The sequence below is a fragment of the Klebsiella grimontii genome (assembly GCF_900200035.1).
Taxonomy (GTDB): Bacteria; Pseudomonadota; Gammaproteobacteria; order Enterobacterales; family Enterobacteriaceae; genus Klebsiella; species Klebsiella grimontii.
The window spans coordinates 220,560-243,323 of record NZ_FZTC01000012.1 but is presented as its reverse complement, the minus strand read 5'-3'; the positions used below and the strand labels follow the sequence as shown (position 1 = coordinate 243,323).

General features: G+C 56.6%; 15 protein-coding genes. 12 read left to right on the top strand and 3 right to left on the bottom strand.

All coding sequences use genetic code 11. The annotated features are described in order from the left end of the window. The first annotated feature begins 47 nt into the window (after positions 1-47). The 4 genes from gudP to KOSB73_RS05455 all read left to right on the top strand — a co-directional run bounded on the left by gudP (position 48) and on the right by KOSB73_RS05455 (position 5,314). Positions 48-1,406, top strand: coding sequence for a galactarate/glucarate/glycerate transporter GudP (gene gudP, locus KOSB73_RS05470; RefSeq protein WP_004124361.1), 1,359 nt, complete (start codon positions 48-50; stop codon positions 1,404-1,406). Next, entirely contained in the window at positions 1,403-2,743 is a 1,341-nt protein-coding gene (locus KOSB73_RS05465; protein ID WP_098140297.1) for an enolase C-terminal domain-like protein, read from the top strand. Before gudP ends, KOSB73_RS05465 begins: the two co-directional genes overlap by 4 nt. A 19-nt stretch (positions 2,744-2,762) precedes the next feature. After that, positions 2,763-4,103, top strand: coding sequence for a glucarate dehydratase (gudD, locus tag KOSB73_RS05460; RefSeq protein ID WP_004137284.1), 1,341 nt, complete (start codon positions 2,763-2,765; stop codon positions 4,101-4,103). 71 nt (positions 4,104-4,174) lie between these two features. Beyond that, positions 4,175-5,314, top strand: a complete 1,140-nt coding sequence (locus KOSB73_RS05455; RefSeq protein WP_004137285.1) for a glycerate kinase — start codon at positions 4,175-4,177, stop codon at positions 5,312-5,314. A 40-nt stretch (positions 5,315-5,354) separates the two neighbouring features. Here KOSB73_RS05455 and barA read toward each other — a convergent pair whose 3' ends face one another. Then, positions 5,355-8,108, bottom strand: a complete 2,754-nt coding sequence (barA, locus tag KOSB73_RS05450) for a two-component sensor histidine kinase BarA (protein WP_049085089.1) — start codon at positions 8,106-8,108, stop codon at positions 5,355-5,357. A 124-nt stretch (positions 8,109-8,232) separates the two neighbouring features. Here barA and rlmD point away from each other — a divergent pair, with 124 nt between their 5' ends. The 5 genes from rlmD (at position 8,233) to eno (ending at position 16,006) form a co-directional block, all read left to right on the top strand. Further along, a complete protein-coding gene (gene rlmD / locus KOSB73_RS05445) occupies positions 8,233-9,576 on the top strand; it encodes a 23S rRNA (uracil(1939)-C(5))-methyltransferase RlmD (RefSeq protein ID WP_004137287.1) in 1,344 nt (447 codons plus the stop codon). 97 nt (positions 9,577-9,673) lie between these two features. Continuing rightward, positions 9,674-11,911, top strand: coding sequence for a GTP diphosphokinase (relA, locus tag KOSB73_RS05440; RefSeq protein ID WP_004137289.1), 2,238 nt, complete (start codon positions 9,674-9,676; stop codon positions 11,909-11,911). Between the two features lie 59 nt (positions 11,912-11,970). Next, the gene (gene mazG / locus KOSB73_RS05435) at positions 11,971-12,762 is read left to right on the top strand and encodes a nucleoside triphosphate pyrophosphohydrolase (RefSeq protein ID WP_049085091.1); all 792 of its coding nucleotides are present in this window, start codon (positions 11,971-11,973) and stop codon (positions 12,760-12,762) included. Positions 12,763-12,989: 227 nt separating this feature from the next. After that, positions 12,990-14,627 carry a glutamine hydrolyzing CTP synthase gene (gene pyrG / locus KOSB73_RS05430; RefSeq protein WP_004124328.1) on the top strand — a complete coding sequence of 546 codons (1,638 nt, stop codon included), beginning with the start codon at positions 12,990-12,992 and terminating at the stop codon, positions 14,625-14,627. A gap of 80 nt (positions 14,628-14,707) precedes the next feature. Beyond that, complete coding sequence (gene eno, locus KOSB73_RS05425) at positions 14,708-16,006, top strand: phosphopyruvate hydratase (RefSeq protein ID WP_004124327.1); 1,299 nt, start codon at positions 14,708-14,710, stop codon at positions 16,004-16,006. 67 nt (positions 16,007-16,073) lie between these two features. On the opposite strand, the gene KOSB73_RS05420 is transcribed toward eno, so the two are convergent. After that, positions 16,074-17,183 carry an SDR family oxidoreductase gene (locus KOSB73_RS05420; protein ID WP_004137295.1) on the bottom strand — a complete coding sequence of 370 codons (1,110 nt, stop codon included), beginning with the start codon at positions 17,181-17,183 and terminating at the stop codon, positions 16,074-16,076. 459 nt (positions 17,184-17,642) lie between these two features. Between KOSB73_RS05420 and queE the strand changes: the two genes are divergently transcribed. After that, positions 17,643-18,314, top strand: coding sequence for a 7-carboxy-7-deazaguanine synthase QueE (gene queE, locus KOSB73_RS05415; protein ID WP_004124321.1), 672 nt, complete (start codon positions 17,643-17,645; stop codon positions 18,312-18,314). A gap of 56 nt (positions 18,315-18,370) precedes the next feature. Here queE and queD read toward each other — a convergent pair whose 3' ends face one another. Further along, positions 18,371-18,733 (bottom strand): 6-carboxytetrahydropterin synthase QueD, encoded by a 363-nt coding sequence (gene queD, locus KOSB73_RS05410; protein ID WP_004137297.1) that lies wholly within the window; start codon positions 18,731-18,733, stop codon positions 18,371-18,373. Positions 18,734-19,169: 436 nt separating this feature from the next. Between queD and cysJ the strand changes: the two genes are divergently transcribed. Together cysJ and cysI are read left to right on the top strand one after the other, a co-directional pair. Continuing rightward, on the top strand, positions 19,170-20,969 hold the full coding sequence (gene cysJ / locus KOSB73_RS05400) for an NADPH-dependent assimilatory sulfite reductase flavoprotein subunit (protein ID WP_004137299.1): 1,800 nt from the start codon (positions 19,170-19,172) through the stop codon (positions 20,967-20,969). Beyond that, positions 20,969-22,681, top strand: a complete 1,713-nt coding sequence (gene cysI, locus KOSB73_RS05395; RefSeq protein WP_004137301.1) for an assimilatory sulfite reductase (NADPH) hemoprotein subunit — start codon at positions 20,969-20,971, stop codon at positions 22,679-22,681. The genes cysJ and cysI overlap by 1 nt, the downstream gene beginning before the upstream one ends. Positions 22,682-22,764 lie beyond the last annotated feature (83 nt).

Here is a 22,764-nt window from a genome sequence, read left to right as displayed (position 1 = left end):
GCTGTTCAGAATGAACGTAGCTAACGCTATGATTCAGGAGTGCAACAATGAGTTCATTAAGTCAGGCGGCGAGCGGCGCTGAAAAGCGCACCAATGCTCGCTACTGGATAGTGGTGATGCTGTTTATCGTCACATCCTTCAACTACGGCGACCGCGCCACCTTATCCATTGCCGGATCGGAGATGGCCAAAGATATTGGTCTTGACGCCGTCGGCATGGGTTATGTTTTCTCCGCGTTCTCATGGGCCTACGTTATCGGCCAGATCCCAGGCGGCTGGCTGCTTGACCGCTTCGGTTCAAAACGCGTCTACTTCTGGTCCATTTTTATCTGGTCCATGTTTACCCTCCTGCAGGGCTTCGTCGATATCTTTAGCGGCTTCGGCATTATCGTCGCGCTGTTTACCCTGCGTTTCCTTGTCGGCCTGGCCGAAGCGCCATCTTTCCCCGGAAATAGCCGTATCGTCGCGGCCTGGTTCCCGGCCCAGGAGAGGGGCACGGCGGTGGCTATCTTTAACTCCGCGCAATACTTTGCCACGGTTATTTTTGCGCCGATCATGGGTTGGCTGACCCATGAGGTGGGCTGGTCGCACGTGTTCTTCTTTATGGGCGGCCTCGGGATTATCATCAGTTTTGTCTGGCTGAAGGTGATTCATGAACCGAACCAGCATCCGGGCGTGAACCAAAAAGAGCTGGATTACATCGCCGCAGGCGGCGCGCTGATCAACATGGATCAGGCGGCGGCCAAAGCCAAAGTGCCGTTTAGCGTAAAATGGGGGCAAATCAAGCAGCTGTTGGGTTCCCGCATGATGATTGGCGTCTATATCGGCCAATACTGCATCAACGCTTTAACCTATTTCTTTATCACCTGGTTCCCGGTTTATCTGGTGCAGGCGCGCGGGATGTCGATTCTGAAAGCCGGTTTTGTCGCGTCGGTGCCGGCGATCTGCGGCTTCGCGGGCGGGGTGCTCGGCGGGATTATTTCCGACTGGCTGATGCGGCGTACCGGCTCGCTGAACATCGCGCGTAAGACGCCGATCGTGATGGGGATGCTGCTGTCGATGGTGATGGTGTTCTGTAACTACGTTAACGTGGAGTGGATGATCATCGGCTTTATGGCGCTGGCCTTCTTCGGTAAAGGCATTGGCGCGCTGGGCTGGGCGGTGATGGCGGATACGGCGCCGAAAGAGATCAGCGGCCTGAGCGGCGGACTGTTCAATATGTTCGGCAATATCTCCGGCATCGTGACGCCAATTGCCATCGGCTACATCGTCGGCACCACCGGTTCGTTTAACGGCGCGCTGATTTATGTGGGGGTCCATGCGCTGGTGGCGGTGCTGAGCTATCTGGTGCTGGTGGGCGATATTAAGCGTATCGAACTGAAACCTGTGGCAGGACAATCATCATGACGACGCAATCGAGCCCCGTAATCACGGACATGAAGGTTATCCCGGTGGCCGGGCAGGACAGTATGCTGCTCAATATCGGCGGCGCCCATAACGCGTATTTCACCCGTAATATCGTGGTGCTGACCGACAGCGCCGGCAATACCGGCGTCGGCGAAGCGCCCGGCGGCGAGGTGATTTATCAGACGCTGGTGGATGCTATCCCGATGGTTTTGGGCCAGGAAATCGCCCGCCTGAACAAAGTGGTTCAGCAGGTGCATAAAGGCAATCAGGCTGCGGATTTTGACACCTTTGGCAAAGGCGCCTGGACGTTCGAACTGCGGGTGAACGCGGTGGCGGCGCTGGAAGCAGCGCTGCTGGATCTGCTGGGCAAAGCGCTCAACGTGCCGGTTTGCGAACTGCTCGGGCCGGACAAGCAGCGCGATGCGGTGACCGTGTTGGGCTATCTGTTCTACGTAGGCGATCGTACGAAGACCGATCTGCCCTATCTGGAAAGCACGCCGGGCAGCCACGCGTGGTATCGCCTGCGTCATCAGCAAGCGCTGAACAGCGAGGCGGTGGTGCGCCTGGCGGAAGCCGCGCAGGATCGCTACGGCTTTAAAGATTTTAAACTGAAAGGCGGCGTGCTGCCCGGCGAGCAGGAGATCGAAACCGCCCGCGCGCTGAAGAAGCGTTTCCCGGATGCGCGTATTACGGTCGACCCTAATGGCGCCTGGCTATTGGACGAAGCCATCGCCCTGTGTAAAGGGCTGAACGATGTGCTGACTTACGCCGAAGACCCCTGCGGCGCCGAGCAGGGCTTTTCCGGCCGCGAAGTGATGGCGGAGTTTCGCCGCGCCACCGGTTTGCCGGTGGCAACTAACATGATCGCCACCAACTGGCGTGAAATGGGCCATGCGGTGATGCTGAACGCCGTGGATATTCCGCTGGCCGATCCGCACTTCTGGACCCTTTCCGGCGCGGTGCGCGTGGCGCAGCTGTGCGATGACTGGGGCCTGACCTGGGGCTGCCACTCCAATAACCACTTTGATATTTCACTGGCCATGTTTACCCACGTCGGCGCGGCGGCGCCGGGTAACCCCACGGCCATCGATACCCACTGGATTTGGCAGGAGGGAGATTGCCGCCTGACCAAAAATCCGCTGGAGATTAAGCACGGAAAAATCGCGGTTCCGGACGCGCCAGGACTTGGCGTTGAGCTGGACTGGGAGCAGGTACAGAAGGCGCATGAGGCCTATAAAAGGCTGCCCGGCGGCGCGCGTAATGACGCAGGCCCGATGCAGTACCTGATCCCTGGATGGACTTTTGACCGTAAACGCCCCGTTTTCGGCCGTCACTGATTTGAATAAGGACTTAACTATGAGCGCACAATTTTCGACCCCCGTTGTTTCTTCTATGCAGGTCATTCCGGTCGCGGGCCACGACAGCATGCTGATGAACCTGAGCGGCGCGCACGCCCCGTTCTTCACGCGTAATATCGTGGTGATTAAAGATAATTCCGGCCATACCGGCGTCGGCGAAATCCCCGGCGGAGAGAAAATCCGCAAGACTCTCGAAGATGCGATCCCGCTGGTAGTCGGTAAGACGCTGGGTGAGTACAAAAACGTGCTGACCGCCGTGCGCAATACTTTCGCCGACCGCGACGCCGGTGGGCGCGGTTTGCAGACCTTCGATCTGCGTACCACAATTCACGTAGTGACCGGGATCGAAGCGGCGATGCTGGATCTGCTGGGCCAGCATCTGGGCGTGAACGTGGCGTCTCTTCTGGGCGATGGTCAGCAGCGCAGCGAAGTGGAAATGCTCGGCTATCTGTTCTTCGTCGGCAACCGTAAAGCCACGCCGCTGCCGTATCAGAGCCAGCCGGATGACAAATGCGACTGGTATCGCCTGCGTCATGATGAAGCGATGACCCCGGATGCGGTGGTGCGCCTGGCGGAAGCGGCGTATGAGAAATATGGCTTTAACGACTTTAAACTGAAAGGCGGTGTGCTGGCCGGGGAAGAGGAGGCGGAATCTATCGTCGCGCTGGCGAAGCGCTTCCCGCAGGCGCGCGTAACTCTGGATCCGAACGGCGCGTGGTCGCTGAATGAAGCGATCAAGATTGGTAAATATCTGAAGGGATCGCTGGCCTATGCGGAAGATCCGTGCGGGGCTGAGCAGGGCTTCTCCGGTCGTGAAGTGATGGCGGAGTTCCGCCGCGCCACCGGTCTGCCGACGGCGACCAATATGATCGCGACCGACTGGCGTCAGATGGGCCATACGCTGTCGCTGCAGTCGGTGGATATTCCGCTGGCGGATCCGCACTTCTGGACCATGCAGGGTTCCGTCCGCGTGGCGCAGATGTGCCATGAGTTTGGCCTGACCTGGGGCTCGCACTCTAACAACCACTTTGATATCTCGCTGGCGATGTTCACCCATGTTGCAGCGGCGGCGCCGGGGAAAATTACCGCCATCGATACTCACTGGATCTGGCAGGAAGGCAATCAGCGTCTGACCAAAGAGCCGTTTGAAATTAAAGGCGGGATGGTACAGGTACCGGCAAAACCGGGTCTGGGCGTAGAGCTTGATATGGATCAGGTGATGAAAGCCCATGAACTGTATCAGAAACATGGCCTGGGCGCGCGCGATGATGCTATGGGCATGCAGTATTTAATCCCGAACTGGACGTTTGATAACAAGCGTCCCTGCATGGTGCGCTAAGGAAATATCGGTCCCTTCGGGGGCCGATTGACCGCACGGCATCGGGTCATCGTTCATTTTAAGGACAGCTTATGAAGATAGTGATCGCACCGGATTCATACAAGGAGAGCCTGAGTGCGCTGGATGTTGCTACCGCGATAGAGCAAGGTTTTCGAGAAATTTACGCCGATGCGGAATATGTCAAACTGCCGGTCGCCGACGGCGGCGAAGGGACCGTCGAAGCCATGGTCGCCGCAACGCAGGGATGCCGGATAGCGGTCACCGTCACCGGTCCGCTCGGCGAGCCGGTGGACGCTTTTTACGGCCTGTCGGGCGATAAACAGTGCGCGTTTATCGAAATGGCGGCGGCAAGCGGCCTGGAGAGCGTGCCGCCGGCGCGGCGCAATCCTTTGCTGACCACTTCGTGGGGGACCGGCGAGCTGATTCGCCACGCGCTGGATGCGGGCGTGACGCAAATTATTATCGGCATCGGCGGCAGCGCGACGAACGACGGCGGGGCCGGAATGGTACAGGCGCTAGGGGCGAAGCTGCTGACTAAAGATAACCAGCAGATTGCCGCTGGCGGACGCGCGCTGGAGAACCTCGCGCGCATCGACGTTAGCGAACTGGATAAGCGCCTGGCCGGCTGTCGTATCGACGTCGCTTGCGATGTCACCAATCCGCTGACGGGGCCCGAGGGCGCGACGGCGGTATTTGGGCCGCAGAAAGGGGCGACGGCGGAGATGATCCCCTGTCTGGATAGCGCGCTGGCCCATTTTGCCGAGATTATCCATCGCGATTTAGAACTGGATGTGCTGCATCTTGAAGGCGGCGGCGCGGCGGGAGGAATGGGCGCGGGCCTGTACGCCTTCTGCGGCGCAAAGCTGCGGCCGGGCATTGAGATCGTGACCGACGCTCTGCACCTTGCCGATATCGTGGCGGATGCGGATCTGGTGATTACCGGCGAAGGGCGTATCGATAGCCAGACGGTGCACGGCAAGGTGCCGGTTGGCGTGGCGAGGGTGGCAAAACGCTATAATCTGCCGGTCATCGGCATTGCCGGAAGCCTGACGTCTGACGTCGGCGTCGTGCATCAGCACGGCCTGGATGCGGTATTTAGCGTGATTTATTCAATCTGTACGCTGGATGAGGCGCTGGAAAATGCCGCCGAAAACGTGCGTATGACGGCGAGAAACGTTGCCGCCGTGCTGAAAATAGGGCGGCTATTATAGGTTATCCCCCGGTCGCGAAGCGCGGACCGGGGCATGCGTTTTAAATTCCCAGTAGCTTACAGGCTTCCCGCGCGACGTTGTCCATTTCATCCAGCAGCTCCAGAAACTCCGGTTCCAGCTCCTCGGCGGCGGTGCCCGCGCGCAGCTGACTCTCAATGGTGTGACACAGTTTCTTCAGACGCGGCACGCCGCTATAGCTACAGCTGCCGTGCAGCTTATGCACTAAATCCAGCACCCCTTCCGGCTGCTCTCCCACCAGCTGTTCTTCCACCTTGTTACGTACTTCAGGCATAAAGGCGAGCAGCATTTGCAGCATTTCCCGCGCCAGGTCCGGTTTCATCGCCGCCTGACGCAGCGCCAGCTGCCAGTCGAGGGTGACATTATGATTGATGGGCGGCTCCGCAGGCTCCGCGGCGGCCTGCGGGAGCGCCGCCTTTCCCGGCTGATAGCGCAGCAGCAGACTGTGGAGCTTATCTTCCTCAATGGGTTTCGCCAGATAGTCGTTCATTCCCGCTTTGAGTAATTTCTCACGCTGCCCCTCGAGGGCGTGGGCCGTCACGGCGATCACCGGCGTTTGCTGCTGATGGGGGAGCTGGTGAATCAGTTCGCAGGCGCGGATACCGTCCATTTCCGGCATTTGAATATCCATCAGAATCAGATCCTGCTGCGTTTCTCTGGCTCGTTCGACGGCTTGCTGACCGCTGTCGCAGAGGATGACATGCTGGACTAAGTCCTCCAGCAGCGCGCCGATGAGCTTGAGATTCGCCGGATTGTCATCAACGGCCATGACCGTCATCGGTAGCTTCTTACTATCGGCATGCGGCGGCAGAATCGTCGGCTGCGCATGGCAGGAGGCCGTCAGCGCCGGCAGTAAGCGCGTTGAGGTTAATGGCTTAAGCAAACAGGCGGCGATGCCGTCCTGGCGCAACGTTTCGGCGCTGACCTGAGCGTGGCACGGTAGGGCCAGCACCAGGTGATCGGCAAGCTTGCTGGCCCTTGCCAGCTTATCGCGATGCTGGCTCAGGTCGCGTATGGATACCGGAATCCCTGCCAGCAGGATATCGTAGTGGGCATCCGGTAGGGCCGTCATCGTCGGACTATAGACCACCTCCAGCGGCGTTGTCGCCAGTAGCTCCATCGTGCTCTGCGCCGCCGCCGCGTTGGCTTCAATATAGGCCAGCTTTTTGCCCGCCAGGCACTGCGTTGGCACGCTATCGGGAACCGCGTTGGGGTTGAGGTCGAGGCTGATATGGAACCAGAACGTCGAGCCGCGGTTAGGCTGGCTATGGAAGGAGATATCGCCGCCCATCTCCTTCACCAGGCGCTGGGTGATGACCAGCCCGAGGCCGGTTCCGCCGTGGCGACGGGAGATGCTGGCGTCGGCCTGGCGGAACGCCTGGAACAAACGCGACTGATCGCGTTCCGGAATGCCGATACCGGTATCGTGGATCTGGACTTCGATTTGGACGCGTGAGTTGCTGATGGCGCGCTGTTCCACCAGCACGTCAATATTGCCGTGTTCGGTGAACTTGATGGCGTTGCCCATCAGGTTGGTAATAATTTGCTGCAGGCGCAGCGGGTCGCCAATGACGTTATCCGGCACATCATTTTTGATATTCAGCGTCAGCTCCAGCCCTTTGTCGTGCGCCGAGTGCGCCAGCAGCGTAACCACCTCGTCCAGCGAGGTGCGCAGCAGGAACGGGATGCTCTCCAGAATGAGCTTACCGGCTTCAAGCTTAGAGAAGTCCAGAACATCGTTAATAATGGCCAGCAGATTGTTAGCGGAACGCTCGATGGTGGTCAGATGATCGCGCTGGGTGGTATTTAAATCGGTTTTCAGCGTCAGGCGCGTAAAGCCAATGACGCCGTTGAGCGGCGTGCGCAGCTCGTGTGACATATTGGCGAGGAATTCGGATTTGATACGCGCCGCTTCCTGCGCGCGTTTTTTCGCCAGGTCCAGTTCGACGTTCTGGATTTCCATCTGCTCAAGCGTTTCCCGCAGGTCGGAAGTGGCCTGATCGACATTGTGTTGCATCTCTTCGTGGTAGGCCGCCAGCGACATCGCCATGGAGTTGATGCCGTTTTTCAGCATATCCAACTCGCCGAGCATAAAGCCTTCAACGCGGCTATCAAGCTGGCCGCGGCGGATGCGGTCAACGGTATTCACCATGTTGCGGATCGGCCCGGTCACGTCGCGCATGAGTCGCCAGCCGAAGATCAGCGCAATACCGATACAGAACAGCATCATCACGCTGGAGATAAAGATTTCTTTGTACTGCTGCAGCCGCACCGATTTGAGATCCAGCTCCAGCGCCACGTAGCCGAGCATATTGCCCGGCATCTTGGCATCGCTTCCCGGTGATTCATCCGGTGAATAGCTTTCCGAGATGATGGGGGTACGCAAAATCATCAAATCGCCGTGACGAATCACGCTTAAACGGCGGGGAAAGGGGACCCCTTTTGGCAGCTGCAATTCGCCGGGATCGAGCTGAAAATTAGAGGTGACAAACAGCCTGTTGTGCGAGTCGTAGATGGAAATGGCGCGCACAATATCGGAGTGGCGGCGATGAAGTACGCTGATAAGCTGCCCGATTGACTCGCGGTTTTGCAAATTCATGCCATATTCACTGGAGACCGCCAGCGGTTCGATAATACTGGCTCCGGCATCCTCCAGCTGGCGCTGTAGGTCGTTATAGCGGTGTGCGACGAAGAAAATACTGAGCAGCAGACCGATCAGGACGGTGGGCGCCAGAATAAGAATCATCATGCGGGCACGAAGGCTGTAGTTGGTCATGCGGTTCCATTATGGGAGAATATATACATCATCCTTACAGGCTGCTGAGGCATTGGTTACGCTGGCTCACCCTGAAAGAACTCGTGTATAGAGTCAGTATATTTAATTGAGACAAATCTCTACGATGGCGCAATTCTACTCTGCAAAACGGCGTGTGACGACGCGCCAGATCATAACCGTTACAGTAAATGACCTTGATCCCTTTGGACAGGGCGTTGCGCATCACCAGGGTAAGGCGCTGTTTGTTAGCGGTTTATTACCGCAAGAGCAGGCCGAAGTGGTCCTGGTCGAGGATAAAAAACAGTATGCCCGCGCGCAGGTTAAACGTCGTCTTAGCGACAGCCCGCAGCGGCAGGCGCCGCGCTGTCCGCATTTTGGTATCTGCGGCGGATGTCAGCAGCAGCACGCCAGCGTTGAGCTGCAGCAGCAGAGCAAACGCGCCGCCCTCGCGCGGTTAATGAAGCGCGATGTTGATGACATTATAGCCGCTTCGCCGTGGGGCTATCGTCGCCGGGCGCGTCTGAGCTTGAATTATCAGCCAAAGACCCAACAATTACAGATAGGCTTCCGGAAGGCCAACTCCAGCGAAATTGTTGATGTGGTGCAGTGCCCCGTTTTGGTGCCCGCTTTTGGTGCGCTACTGCCCGCGGTACGAGAATGTCTCAGCGGATTGCAATCGCTGCGTCAGCTTGGCCACGTGGAGCTGGTGCAGGCGGACAACGGCCCGCTGATGGTTTTACGCCATACCGCGGCCCTTCCGGCAGCAGATAAAGAAAAGCTGGAACGTTTTTCGCAATCTCACGGTCTTTCCCTGTATCTCGCCCCGCAAAGCGAGATACTGGAACATATTCGCGGGGAAGCGCCCTGGTATACGTCCGACGGTCTACGCTTAGTGTTCAGTCCGCGCGACTTTATTCAGGTCAACGACGGCGTAAACCAGCTCATGGTGCGTACGGCGCTGGAATGGCTGGATATCCAGCCTCAGGATCGCGTGCTGGATCTCTTTTGCGGCATGGGCAATTTTACCCTGCCGCTGGCAAAACGCGCGGCGCAGGTGGTTGGCGTGGAAGGGGTTCCCGCGCTGGTCGTGAAGGCGAGAGAGAACGCGGCATTAAACGCGTTACACAATGTGACTTTCTTTCATGAAAACCTGGAAGAGGACGTTACCCGCCAGGCGTGGGCGAAGCACGGTTTTGATAAAGTCCTGCTCGATCCGGCGCGCGCCGGCGCGGCGGGCGTGATGTTACATATTATAAAATTAGCGCCGCGTCGGGTGGTGTATGTTTCTTGTAACCCGGCGACGCTGGCGCGCGATAGCGACGTTTTATTGCAGGCGGGATATACCATTCAACGCCTGGCGATGCTGGATATGTTCCCGCATACCGGACATCTGGAATCAATGGTGTTGTTTGAGCACAACAATTATTCAAATCGCATTGAAGCGGCATCCTCAGGAGCAGGTGACTGAGATAAAAGACGAAAGCCAACGTTGACGCGGTTTGAAGGATGAAGTGTAAAAGTTGAGGCTTGCCGACTTCGGCAGGCGGTCCCTTAAGGAGAGGACAATGGTTGCGGTAAGAAGTGCACATTTAAATAAAGCTGGTGAATTTGACCCGAAGAAATGGATCGCGAGTCTGGGAATTTCCAGCCAGCAGTCGTGTGAACGCTTAGCCGAAACCTGGGATTATTGTCGAGAGAAAACGCAGGGGCACCCGCAGGCCGACCTCCTGCTGTGGCGCGGCGTGGAGATGGTGGAAATTCTCTCCATGCTCAGCATGGATATCGACACGCTGCGGGCGGCGATGCTGTTCCCTCTGGCGGACGGCAACGTCGTCAGCGAAGAAATTATGCAGGAGAGCGTCGGCAAATCCGTCGTTACCCTGATCCACGGCGTGCGGGACATGGCCGCGATACGCCAGCTTAAAGCCACCCATACCGATTCGGTCTCCTCTGAACAGGTGGATAACATCCGCCGCATGCTGCTGGCGATGGTTGATGATTTCCGCTGCGTGGTGATTAAGATCGCCGAGCGTATTGCCCATCTGCGCGAGGTGAAAGATGCGCCGGAAGATGAGCGCGTGCTGGCGGCGAAAGAGTGTACCAATATCTACGCGCCGCTGGCCAACCGCCTGGGGATCGGCCAGCTCAAGTGGGAGCTTGAGGATTACTGCTTCCGCTATCTGCACCCGGCGGAATATAAGCGGATTGCTAAATTACTGCACGAGCGGCGCATCGATCGTGAGCATTACATTGACGAATTCGTCGGGCATTTACGCACGGAGATGAAAACCGAGGGCGTCAAAGCCGAGGTCTACGGGCGTCCCAAGCATATCTACAGCATCTGGCGCAAAATGCAGAAAAAACATCTTGCCTTCGACGAGCTGTTTGACGTGCGGGCGGTGCGTATCGTCGCCGAGCGCCTGCAGGATTGCTACGCCGCGCTGGGGATAGTGCATACTCACTACCGCCACCTGCCGGACGAGTTTGATGATTACGTCGCCAATCCCAAGCCTAATGGCTATCAGTCAATCCATACCGTCGTGCTGGGCCCCGGTGGCAAAACGATTGAAATTCAGATCCGTACTCGCCAGATGCATGAAGATGCCGAACTGGGCGTGGCCGCGCACTGGAAGTACAAAGAGGGCGCCAGCGCAGCGGCCAGCGGCGGGCGCGGCTATGAAGATCGCATTGCGTGGCTGCGTAAACTGATTGCCTGGCAGGAAGAGATGGCTGATTCCGGCGAGATGCTGGATGAGGTGCGTAGCCAGGTCTTTGACGATCGGGTTTACGTTTTTACGCCGAAGGGCGACGTGGTGGACTTACCTTCCGGTTCGACGCCGCTCGATTTTGCCTATCATATTCACAGCGATGTCGGCCACCGCTGCATTGGGGCGAAAATCAGCGGGCGTATTGTGCCGTTTACCTATCAGCTGCAGATGGGCGACCAGATTGAAATCATCACCCAGAAGCAGCCCAACCCAAGCCGCGACTGGCTGAACCCGAACCTCGGCTACGTTACCACCAGCCGCGGGCGTTCCAAAATACACGCCTGGTTCCGCAAGCAGGACCGCGACAAGAATATTCTTGCCGGGCGGCAGATCCTTGACGACGAGCTTGAACACCTTGGCATTAGCCTGAAGGACGCGGAAAAGCATCTGCTGCCGCGCTACAACTTCAACGAGCAGGACGAACTGCTGGCGGCGATTGGCGGCGGCGATATTCGCCTCAACCAGATGGTCAACTTCCTGCAGGCGCAGTTTAATAAGCCCAGCGCGGCGGAGCAGGATGCGGCGGCGTTAAAGCAGCTGCAGCAGAAAACCCATGCTCCGCAGAATCGCAGCAAAGACAATGGTCGCGTGGTGGTCGAAGGGGTCGGCAACCTGATGCATCACATTGCGCGCTGCTGCCAGCCGATTCCCGGCGATGAAATTGTGGGCTTTATCACCCAGGGCCGCGGGATCTCGGTGCACCGCGCGGATTGCGATCAGCTCGCGGAACTGCAGTCTCACGCCCCGGAGCGCATCGTTGACGCGGTGTGGGGAGAGAGCTACTCGGCGGGCTACTCGCTGGTGGTACGCGTGCAGGCCAACGATCGCAGCGGCCTGCTGCGCGATATCACCACCATTCTCGCCAATGAGAAAGTTAACGTGCTGGGCGTGGCCAGCCGCAGCGATACCAAACAGCAGTTGGCGACGATCGATATGACCATCGAGATCTACAACCTGCAGGTGCTGGGCCGCGTGCTGGGTAAACTGAATCAGGTACCGGATGTCATCGACGCCCGTCGCCTGCACGGCGGTTAACTTCACTTTCTTTATGTCGGCCGGGGTCGCCCCGGCCTGATTCTTTAATGGAAACGACAATGAGCCAAATCGACCGCCTGCTCGGCATTATGCAGCGTCTGCGCGATCCGGAAAACGGCTGTCCGTGGGACAAAGAGCAGACTTTTGCCACCATCGCCCCGTATACCCTCGAAGAAACCTATGAAGTGCTCGACGCGATTGCCCGCGAAGATTTTGACGATCTGCGCGGTGAATTAGGCGACCTGCTGTTCCAGGTCGTCTTCTACGCTCAGATGGCGCAGGAAGAGGGGCGCTTTGATTTTAACGATATCTGCGCCGCGATCGGCGACAAGCTGGAGCGCCGCCATCCGCATATTTTCGGCGATGCCTCCGCCGGGAACAGCAGCGAAGTGCTGGCCCGCTGGGAGCAGATCAAAAGCGCAGAGCGAGCGGAAAAGTCCCAGCACTCAGCGCTGGACGATATTCCGCATAGTCTGCCGGCGCTGATGCGCGCGCATAAAATCCAGAAACGCTGCTCGGCGGTCGGCTTTGACTGGACTTCTCTGGGGCCGGTGCTGGACAAAGTGCACGAAGAAATAGACGAAGTCATGCACGAAGCGCAGCAGGCGGTGGTGGATGAAGCTAAACTGGAGGAGGAAGTGGGCGATCTGCTGTTTGCGACGGTCAATTTATCCCGCCATTTAGGGGTAAAAGCTGAAGTTGCCCTGCAAAAAGCCAACCTGAAGTTTGAGCGCAGATTCCGCGAAGTAGAGCGGATTGTCGCCGCGCGGGGCCTGGAAATGACCGGCGTTGACCTCGATACCATGGAGCTGGTGTGGCAGGAAGTAAAACGCCAGGAAACTGATCTCTAAAGAGTTTTCGTGATCAAGCGCTATTTGTGTGATTTTTTAAATAACAAGCGCTTGATTTACGTCAAAAACATTTCGCCAAAAGCGGCTATTTTCTCACTCCCTGCGTTTGTGTGGGCCTGATGAAAAGGAGGGATAATGAAAGTTTGTGGCGTCAGTCATGATCGGGTATACTGCTTTCCCGTCCTGGTTATTCCATCGTCTTTTAAACCTAACTTCTCAGGTTCAGCATGACAACGAACTATATTTTTGTGACCGGCGGGGTCGTATCCTCTCTGGGTAAAGGCATTGCCGCAGCTTCCCTCGCAGCCATTCTCGAAGCCCGCGGGCTTAACGTGACCATGATGAAACTGGATCCGTACATCAACGTCGATCCGGGCACCATGAGCCCAATCCAACACGGGGAAGTGTTCGTTACTGAAGACGGCGCTGAAACCGATCTGGACCTGGGTCACTATGAGCGTTTCATTCGCACCAAGATGACCCGTCGCAACAACTTCACCACGGGCCGTATTTACTCTGATGTCCTGCGCAAAGAGCGTCGCGGCGACTATCTGGGGGCCACCGTTCAGGTTATTCCGCACATCACCAACGCGATCAAAGAGCGCGTGCTGGCGGGCGGCGAAGGCCATGATGTGGTGCTGGTAGAAATCGGCGGCACCGTTGGCGATATCGAGTCGCTGCCGTTCCTTGAAGCGATTCGCCAGCTGGCGGTGGATATCGGTCGTGAAAACGCGCTGTTTATGCACCTGACCCTGGTGCCATACATGGCCGCCGCGGGTGAAGTCAAAACCAAGCCGACCCAGCACTCCGTTAAAGAACTGCTTTCCATCGGTATTCAGCCTGACATCCTGGTCTGCCGCTCCGATCGCGCCATTCCGGCGAACGAACGTGCCAAAATTGCATTGTTCTGCAATGTGCCAGAAAAAGCCGTTATTTCGATGAAAGATGTCGATTCCATTTATAAAATTCCGGGCCTGTTGAAATCGCAGGGGCTGGACGATTATATTTGTAAACGATTCAGCTTAAACTGTCCGGAAGCGAACCTGGCCGAATGGGAACAGGTTATCTATGAAGAAGCGAACCCGGCAGGCGAAGTCACCATTGGTATGGTCGGCAAGTATATTGAACTGCCGGACGCCTACAAATCGGTGATTGAAGCGCTAAAACACGGCGGTCTGAAAAATCGCGTTACCGTCAACATCAAGCTGATTGATTCGCAGGATGTGGAAACGCGCGGCGTCGAAATTCTGAAGAATTTAGACGCTATCCTGATCCCAGGTGGCTTCGGCTATCGCGGCGTTGAAGGTAAGATTGCCACCGCGCGCTATGCGCGTGAAAACAACATTCCTTATCTGGGTATTTGCCTGGGTATGCAGGTTGCGCTGATTGAGTTCGCGCGCAACGTAGCCGGGATGGAAAACGCCAACTCAACGGAATTTGTGCCAGACTGTAAGTACCCGGTTGTGGCCCTGATTACCGAATGGCGTGATGAAGACGGTAATGTCGAAGTGCGCTCTGATAAGAGCGACCTCGGCGGCACGATGCGCCTTGGCGCACAGCAGTGCCAGCTGGGCGAAGATAGCCTGGTGCGCCAGCTGTACGGTGAGCCAACCATTACCGAACGCCATCGCCACCGCTACGAAGTCAACAATATGCTGTTGAAACCGATTGAAAATGCGGGCCTGCGTATTGCGGGCCGTTCCGGGGATGATCAGTTGGTCGAGATCATCGAGGTGCCTAACCATCCGTGGTTCGTCGCCTGTCAGTTCCATCCGGAGTTTACTTCGACGCCGCGTGATGGCCATCCGCTGTTTGCAGGCTTTGTGAAAGCCGCTAGCGAGTACCAGAAGCGTCAGGCGAAGTAAAAGAGTTAGAACGGCAATGCACCCATCCGGGTGCATTGTTTGTCTGGAGTTTTAGTTTAACTTGTACTGAGGAAAACCTAATGTCCAAAATCGTTAAAGTCATCGGTCGTGAAATCATCGACTCCCGTGGTAACCCGACTGTTGAAGCCGAAGTACACCTGGAAGGTGGTTTCGTCGGTATGGCAGCTGCTCCGTCAGGTGCTTCTACTGGCTCCCGCGAAGCGCTGGAACTGCGCGATGGCGACAAATCCCGTTTCATGGGTAAAGGCGTACTGAAAGCCGTTGGCGCTGTTAACGGCCCGATCGCTCAGGCAATCCTTGGCAAAGACGCCAAAGATCAGGCTGGCATCGACAAAATCATGATCGACCTGGACGGTACTGAAAACAAATCTAACTTCGGTGCGAACGCTATCCTGGCCGTCTCTCTGGCTAACGCCAAAGCTGCCGCTGCTTCTAAAGGTCAGCCGCTGTATGAGCACATCGCTGAGCTGAACGGCACCCCTGGCAAATACTCCATGCCGGTTCCGATGATGAACATCATCAACGGCGGCGAGCACGCTGACAACAACGTCGACATCCAGGAATTTATGATTCAGCCGGTTGGCGCTAAATCCCTGAAAGAAGCCGTACGTATGGGTTCTGAAGTGTTCCACAACCTGGCTAAAGTTCTGAAAGCTAAAGGTATGAACACCGCTGTTGGCGACGAAGGCGGCTACGCGCCGAACCTGGGCTCCAACGCTGAAGCGCTGGCTGTTATCGCTGAAGCGGTTAAAGCTGCTGGCTACGAGCTGGGCAAAGACATCACTCTGGCGATGGACTGCGCGGCTTCTGAATTCTACAAAGACGGTAAATACGTTCTGGCCGGCGAAGGCAACAAAGCGTTCACCTCTGAAGAATTCACCCACTTCCTGGAAGAGCTGACCAAACAGTACCCGATCGTCTCCATCGAAGATGGCCTGGACGAATCTGACTGGGACGGTTTCGCATACCAGACTAAAGTACTGGGCGACAAAATCCAGCTGGTTGGTGACGATCTGTTCGTAACCAACACCAAGATCCTGAAAGAAGGTATCGAGAAAGGCATCGTTAACTCCATCCTGATCAAATTTAACCAGATCGGTTCTCTGACCGAAACTCTGGCTGCGATCAAAATGGCGAAAGACGCTGGCTACACTGCCGTTATCTCTCACCGTTCAGGCGAAACTGAAGACGCTACCATCGCTGACCTGGCTGTGGGTACCGCTGCAGGCCAGATCAAAACCGGTTCTATGAGCCGTTCTGACCGCGTTGCTAAATACAACCAGCTGATTCGTATCGAAGAAGCGCTGGGCGAAAAAGCACCGTACAACGGTCGTAAAGAGATCAAAGGTCAGGCATAAGCCCGTCTTTCTCTGATATGAAAAAGCCAGCCTTCGGGCTGGCTTTTTTTTGCCCCGAAACCGGTAACTACTTAAAATCTACCGCCATTTGCTGCGGAATAGAAAGCCCGCGCGTGGTTTGTACGCAGCGGTCAATGTAATCGGTAAAGCGCGGCGGTTTCGGCATGCCCATGCTGAGCAGCTTGTCGTTGCTGAACCGCACGTTGAGCGTGGCGAAGGCGCCGTACAGACGCATGGCCTTTAGCATCAGCCGCTCGTTGCAGGGGCCAAAAATAGTCTTCAGCTCACGGCGCATTTTGACCAGCGTTTCATAGCTGACCTGCGCGTATTTATCGCCGACCGGCGCCTGTTCGAGGGCGGAGGCCATCGCGTTATCGATATCCGCAAACCTTACGCTGTTTTCCTCTCCCGCTGAAATATGCACCACCTCTCCGCGCGCCAGCGGGCTGATAAGCAGCATCATCAGGGCGTCGGCGCAATAATCGACGGGGATCACGTCGATGCGGTCTTCCATTGAACACATAAATTTTTGCAGCATCAGCCCCATGCTGAACACCCAGAAGATGCTGCTGGAGGGCTGACAGCCGTGATGAGTGTGGCCAACAACAATCGAGGGGCGGGCGATCGCCAGCGGTAGCGTCGGGCATTCCTGCCGCATAAGACGTTCAATTGTTGATTTAGAGTGCGTGTACTCGACCAGATGCTCGGCGCGTTCACGGAACGCCGTGCTTTCCGCTACCAGCGAATCGGGGTCTGGTGAGCAGGACATCGCGGTGCCCACGTGCAGAAAGCGCTGAAGGCCGCTGACCTGAGCCATCCGCCGGGCAAACTGCAGCGTACCTTCGACGTTGACTTTCCAGATAAGCGGATTGTTACCAAATGAGGCGACGGCGGCGCAGTTGAGCACGTGGGTGACCTGATTCAGGCGCGGATCCTGGAGAAAAGGCTGCGGATTGGCCAGATCGCCCAGCAGGATGTTGTGGGGCGTCAGGGCCGTTAATCTCGCTTCACTAATATTGAATTTTCGCAGGTTATCCTTAATCCGTTCTACGGCGGCTACACTATTATCAGCACGAACTAACAGTAATAGATTAGGCGCATTCATTTTATTAAGAATGCTTTCTAACACTGCTCCACCCAGAAACCCGGTCGCGCCAGTAATTAATAATGTATTCATGAATGCAGTCTCATTAGTATTGGTTGACTGGATTCTAGGCGCGGAAAATTAAACGGATATTCAATGGGGGATGAACATAACGTGCGGTTTATTAAGGTTATTTTAAGGAAAGGCGTCGCAGTGGATCGAATTTGACCCCGAGCTCATCCCATAAATTCATTATTTCATGTATCCATTTGTACATCGTTGAAATTTATTATTTTTAATTTTGCTTTTTTATTTTTAGCGTTCAGGGTTATACATGTTTTGTTACACCAAAAATTTTAGCCATGCCGCTTAATAGTCGCCTGATGATTATCAGGCTAATTAAAAAACCGTCGCTGAATAATATTATCTGTCCGTCGCCAGAAGAGTATCGTCCTGGCGTATTTTTAATCAATCACTCGGCGCAGCGCGGGACAAGATCTGCGCGGGCAAATCTGCGATAATGCGCGCTCACAACCTTAAGCAGAGATGATTATGCAGTACCCGATTAACGAGATGTTCCAGACCTTGCAAGGCGAAGGTTACTTCACCGGCGTTCCCGCCATTTTTATTCGTTTACAGGGATGCCCGGTTGGTTGCGCCTGGTGCGATACCAAACATACCTGGGATAAGCTTGCCGATCGGGAAGTGTCGCTGTTCAGCATACTGGCGAAAACTAAAGAGAGCGATAAATGGGGCCCGGCAAGCAGCGAAGATCTGCTGGCCATCATCGGGCGTCAGGGCTGGACGGCCCGCCACGTGGTCATTACCGGCGGCGAGCCCTGTATTCATGATTTAACGCCGTTAACTTCTTTACTGGAGCAAAACGGATTTAGCTGCCAGATAGAAACCAGCGGCACCCATGAAGTTCGCTGCACGCCTCATACCTGGGTGACGGTGTCGCCAAAGGTGAACATGCGCGGCGGCTATGATGTGCTCTCGCAGGCGCTACAGCGGGCTGATGAAATTAAACATCCGGTTGGACGCGTGCGCGATATCGAAGCGCTGGATGAACTGCTGGCAACGCTGGCTGATGAAAAGCCGCGCATTATCGCCCTTCAGCCGATTAGCCAGAAAGATGACGCGACGCGCCTGTGCATTGAAACCTGTATCGCCCGCAACTGGCGCTTATCGATGCAGACGCATAAATATCTCAATATCGCGTGATATAAAAAACCCTGATAGCGCAAGGCTACCAGGGTTTTCTTCAGCGAAAGGCGCTCTCACTCGCCGCGATAGACGCAGCCCGCGGTGCAGGTTTCTTTGATCATCACCGCGCTCAGCAGCGGAACCCGCGGTTTCATCTGCTCCCAGATCCATTTGGCCAGCACTTCGCTGGTCGGATTGGACAGCCCCGGAATATCGTTCAGATAGTAATGGTCGAGGCGATCGTAGGTGGGTTTAAACGCGGCCTTCAGCTCGGCAAAATCCATGATCCACCCGGTATGGGGATCGACTTCACCGGTAATCTCCAGGCGCACCATAAATGAATGGCCGTGCAGACGACCGCATTTATGGCCTTCCGGCACGTGCGGCAGGTGGTGAGCGGCTTCGAAGGTGAAATCTTTAAACAGCGTGGTGGACATCTTTTATTCTCAATATGGCAAAAAACCGCCGTAGGGTACCGGAAAGCACCTTTTTTCGCATTAACTAAAACGGCCCTGAACACAAAATAGACGTATTGATCCAACTTATACAAATTAAGTGCTTATATTTCATGTGCTTATTTAATCGATTTTGTTGTTAATAACTATAACTAAAACAGGTTAGTTCATTTGGTTATTTGTTATTTCCATCCCTTATTTAGTTGTTACTATTTGCACCGTTAACCTACCAACTCGTCATACTTCGAGCCGCATGTGCGTTGGCAATACTCGGCCACTTACTTCGGTAAGTTCCCGGGGATGCGCTGTGTCGCCGCCAGCCTGCAACTCGAATTATTTAGAGTAAATACATTTTCTTCTGTTTTATCGCGCTGACAGGGCGTGAATCACAGCTTTGCTTACTGGAACATAACGACGCATGACGACACAGGCCCCACCTTCCAATTTGCTACCGCTGAGTCCGGAGCAAATGGCGCGCCTTCAGGCGGCCACGACCGACTTCACGCCCACCCAGCTGGCCTGGGTTTCTGGTTACTTCTGGGGCGCGCTGAATCAGCAGCCCGGCGCGGCGGCTGTCGCGCCAGCCCAGGCGGCGGAAGTTCCGTCCATCACCCTGATTTCGGCATCGCAAACCGGCAACGCCCGCCGCGTGGCTGAAGCGCTGCGCGACGATCTGCAGGCCGCGCAGCTGAACGTGAAGCTGGTTAACGCAGGCGACTATAAATTCAAACAAATTGCCTCCGAAAAGCTGCTGGTCGTGGTGACGTCGACGCAGGGCGAAGGTGAGCCGCCGGAAGAAGCCGTTGCGCTGCATAAGTTCCTGTTTTCGAAGAAAGCGCCGAAGCTGACCGATACCGCATTTGCCGTGTTTGGCCTCGGCGATACCTCCTATGAATTCTTCTGCCAGTCCGGCAAAGATTTTGACAACAAGCTGGCCGAACTGGGCGGCGAACGCCTGCTCGACCGCGTTGACGCGGATGTCGAGTATCAGGCCGCCGCCGCCGAATGGCGCGCTCGGGTGGTTGAGGTACTGAAAGCGCGCGCGCCTGCCGCTGCGCCGTCTCAGCTGCTCGCCAGCGGGTCGGTGAACGAGATCCACACCAGCCCCTATAGCAAAGAAGCGCCGCTGACCGCGACGCTGGCGGTGAATCAAAAAATCACTGGCCGCGATTCTGAAAAAGACGTGCGCCATATTGAAATCGACCTCGGCGACTCTGGCCTGCGCTATCAGCCGGGCGATGCGCTGGGCGTCTGGTACCAGAACGATCCGGCTCTGGTGAAAGAGCTGGTGGAGCTGCTGTGGCTGACGGGCGCGGAACCGGTCACGGTTGACGGCAAAACGCTGCCGCTCGCCGAAGCGCTGGAGTGGCACTTCGAGCTGACGGTTAACACCGGCAACATCGTGGAGAACTACGCCACCTTAACCCGCAGCGAGTCTCTGCTGCCGCTGGTGGGCGATAAGGCGCAGCTCCAGCATTACGCCGCGACCACGCCGATTGTCGATATGGTGCGTTTCTCCCCGGCGCAGATGGATGCTCAGGCGCTGGTCGACCTGCTGCGTCCGCTGACGCCGCGCCTGTACTCTATCGCCTCTTCGCAGGCGGAAGTGGAAAGCGAAGTCCACGTCACCGTTGGCGTGGTGCGTTATGACATCGAAGGCCGCGCCCGCGCCGGCGGCGCCTCCAGCTTCCTGGCTGACCGCGTCGAAGAAGATGGCGAAGTGCGCATCTTTATCGAGCATAACGATAACTTCCGTCTGCCCGCTAACCCTCAGACGCCGGTTATCATGATTGGCCCCGGCACCGGCATCGCGCCGTTCCGCGCCTTTATGCAGCAGCGCGCGGCGGAAGGCGCGGAAGGCAAGAACTGGCTGTTCTTCGGCAACCCGCACTTTACCGAAGATTTCCTCTATCAGGTGGAGTGGCAGAGCTACGTCAAAGAAGGCGTGCTGAGCCGCATCGACCTGGCCTGGTCCCGCGATCAACAACAAAAAGTCTACGTTCAGGACAAGCTGCGCGAGCAGGGGGCCGAACTGTGGCGCTGGATTAACGACGGCGCCCATATTTATGTCTGCGGCGATGCCAATCGTATGGCAAAAGACGTTGAGCAGACCCTACTGGAAGTGATTGCCGAATACGGCGCGATGGACGCCGAAGCGGCGGACGAATTTTTAAGTGAGCTGCGCGTTGAGCGCCGTTATCAGCGAGATGTCTACTAATGAGCGAAAAACATCCAGGCCCGCTGGTGGTCGAAGGTAAACTGACTGACGCCGAGCGCATGAAGCTCGAAAGCAACTACCTGCGCGGCACCATTGCGGAAGATTTGAACGACGGCCTGACCGGCGGTTTTAAAGGCGATAACTTTCTGCTGATCCGTTTCCACGGTATGTATCAGCAGGATGACCGCGATATCCGCGCCGAGCGCGCGGCGCAGAAGCTGGAGCCGCGTCACGCGATGCTGCTGCGCTGCCGCCTGCCGGGCGGGGTGATCACCACTAAACAGTGGCAGGCGATCGATAAATTCGCCGGCGATAACACCATTTACGGCAGCATCCGTCTGACCAACCGTCAGACCTTCCAGTTCCACGGCATTCTGAAGAAGAACGTCAAGCCGGTGCACCAGATGCTGCATTCGGTGGGGCTGGACGCGCTGGCGACCGCCAACGATATGAACCGTAACGTGCTGTGTACTTCTAACCCGTACGAGTCTCAGCTGCATGCTGAAGCCTACGAATGGGCGAAGAAGATCTCCGAGCACCTGCTGCCGCGCACGCGCGCTTATGCCGAAATTTGGCTGGATCAGAAGAAAGTCGCCACCACTGATGAAGAACCGATCCTCGGCCAGACCTACCTGCCGCGTAAGTTCAAAACCACCGTGGTGATCCCGCCGCAGAACGATATCGATCTGCACGCGAACGATATGAACTTCGTGGCCATCGCTGAAAACGGCAAGCTGGTGGGCTTTAACCTGCTGGTTGGCGGCGGTTTATCGATTGAGCACGGCAATAAGAAAACCTACGCCCGTACGGCGAGCGAGTTTGGCTATCTGCCGGTGGAGCACACCCTGGCGGTGGCAGAAGCGGTGGTGACGACCCAGCGTGACTGGGGTAACCGTACCGATCGTAAAAACGCGAAAACCAAATACACCCTCGAACGCGTAGGGGTTGAGACCTTTAAGGCGGAAGTGGAGCGTCGGGCGGGCATCAAGTTTGAGCCGATCCGTCCGTACGAGTTCACCGGCCGCGGCGATCGTATCGGCTGGGTGAAGGGTATCGACAATAACTGGCACCTGACGCTGTTTATTGAAAATGGTCGTATTCTTGATTATCCGGGGCGTCCGCTGAAAACCGGCCTGCTGAAGATCGCGAAGATCCACAAAGGCGAATTCCGCATTACGGCGAATCAGAACCTGATCGTTGCCAGCGTACCGGAAGATCAGAAGGCGAAGATCGAGAAGCTGGCGCGCGATCATGGTCTGATGAACGCCGTTACGCCGCAGCGCGAAAACTCGATGGCCTGCGTGTCGTTCCCGACCTGTCCGTTGGCGATGGCGGAGGCCGAGCGTTTCCTGCCGTCGTTTACCGATAAAGTCGAGGCGGTGATGAGCAAACATGGCGTTGGCGACGAGCATATCGTCACCCGCGTCACCGGCTGCCCGAACGGCTGCGGCCGGGCGATGTTGGCGGAAGTGGGGCTGGTCGGTAAGGCGCCGGGCCGCTACAACCTGCACCTGGGCGGCAACCGCAGCGGGACGCGTATTCCGCGTATGTATCGGGAAAATATTACCGAGTCGGAAATCCTCGACTCGATCGACGAACTGGTAGGGCGCTGGGCGAAAGAGCGCGAAGCGGGTGAAGGCTTCGGCGACTTTACGGTGCGTGCGGGCATCATTCGCCCGGTGCTCGACCCAGCCCGTGATTTCTGGGAATAAACATCCAGCTGCCCGGTGGCGTTTCGCTTACCGGGGCTGTGGGTTTTGTAGGCCGGGCAAACGCAGTACCGCCCGGCGAAACA

What these genes read in the sequence shown, in the direction of transcription:
- queE (WP_004124321.1), top strand. Translation starts at nt 17,643, where the DNA reads ATGCAGTACCCGATTAACGAGATGTTCCAGACCTTGCAAGGCGAAGGT.
- relA (WP_004137289.1), top strand. Translation starts at nt 9,674, where the DNA reads ATGGTTGCGGTAAGAAGTGCACATTTAAATAAAGCTGGTGAATTTGAC.
- queD (WP_004137297.1), bottom strand. Translation starts at nt 18,733, where the DNA reads ATGTCCACCACGCTGTTTAAAGATTTCACCTTCGAAGCCGCTCACCAC.
- gudD (WP_004137284.1), top strand. Translation starts at nt 2,763, where the DNA reads ATGAGCGCACAATTTTCGACCCCCGTTGTTTCTTCTATGCAGGTCATT.
- eno (WP_004124327.1), top strand. Translation starts at nt 14,708, where the DNA reads ATGTCCAAAATCGTTAAAGTCATCGGTCGTGAAATCATCGACTCCCGT.
- KOSB73_RS05455 (WP_004137285.1), top strand. Translation starts at nt 4,175, where the DNA reads ATGAAGATAGTGATCGCACCGGATTCATACAAGGAGAGCCTGAGTGCG.
- KOSB73_RS05465 (WP_098140297.1), top strand. Translation starts at nt 1,403, where the DNA reads ATGACGACGCAATCGAGCCCCGTAATCACGGACATGAAGGTTATCCCG.
- cysJ (WP_004137299.1), top strand. Translation starts at nt 19,170, where the DNA reads ATGACGACACAGGCCCCACCTTCCAATTTGCTACCGCTGAGTCCGGAG.
- rlmD (WP_004137287.1), top strand. Translation starts at nt 8,233, where the DNA reads ATGGCGCAATTCTACTCTGCAAAACGGCGTGTGACGACGCGCCAGATC.
- barA (WP_049085089.1), bottom strand. Translation starts at nt 8,108, where the DNA reads ATGACCAACTACAGCCTTCGTGCCCGCATGATGATTCTTATTCTGGCG.
- gudP (WP_004124361.1), top strand. Translation starts at nt 48, where the DNA reads ATGAGTTCATTAAGTCAGGCGGCGAGCGGCGCTGAAAAGCGCACCAAT.
- cysI (WP_004137301.1), top strand. Translation starts at nt 20,969, where the DNA reads ATGAGCGAAAAACATCCAGGCCCGCTGGTGGTCGAAGGTAAACTGACT.
- pyrG (WP_004124328.1), top strand. Translation starts at nt 12,990, where the DNA reads ATGACAACGAACTATATTTTTGTGACCGGCGGGGTCGTATCCTCTCTG.
- mazG (WP_049085091.1), top strand. Translation starts at nt 11,971, where the DNA reads ATGAGCCAAATCGACCGCCTGCTCGGCATTATGCAGCGTCTGCGCGAT.
- KOSB73_RS05420 (WP_004137295.1), bottom strand. Translation starts at nt 17,183, where the DNA reads ATGAATACATTATTAATTACTGGCGCGACCGGGTTTCTGGGTGGAGCA.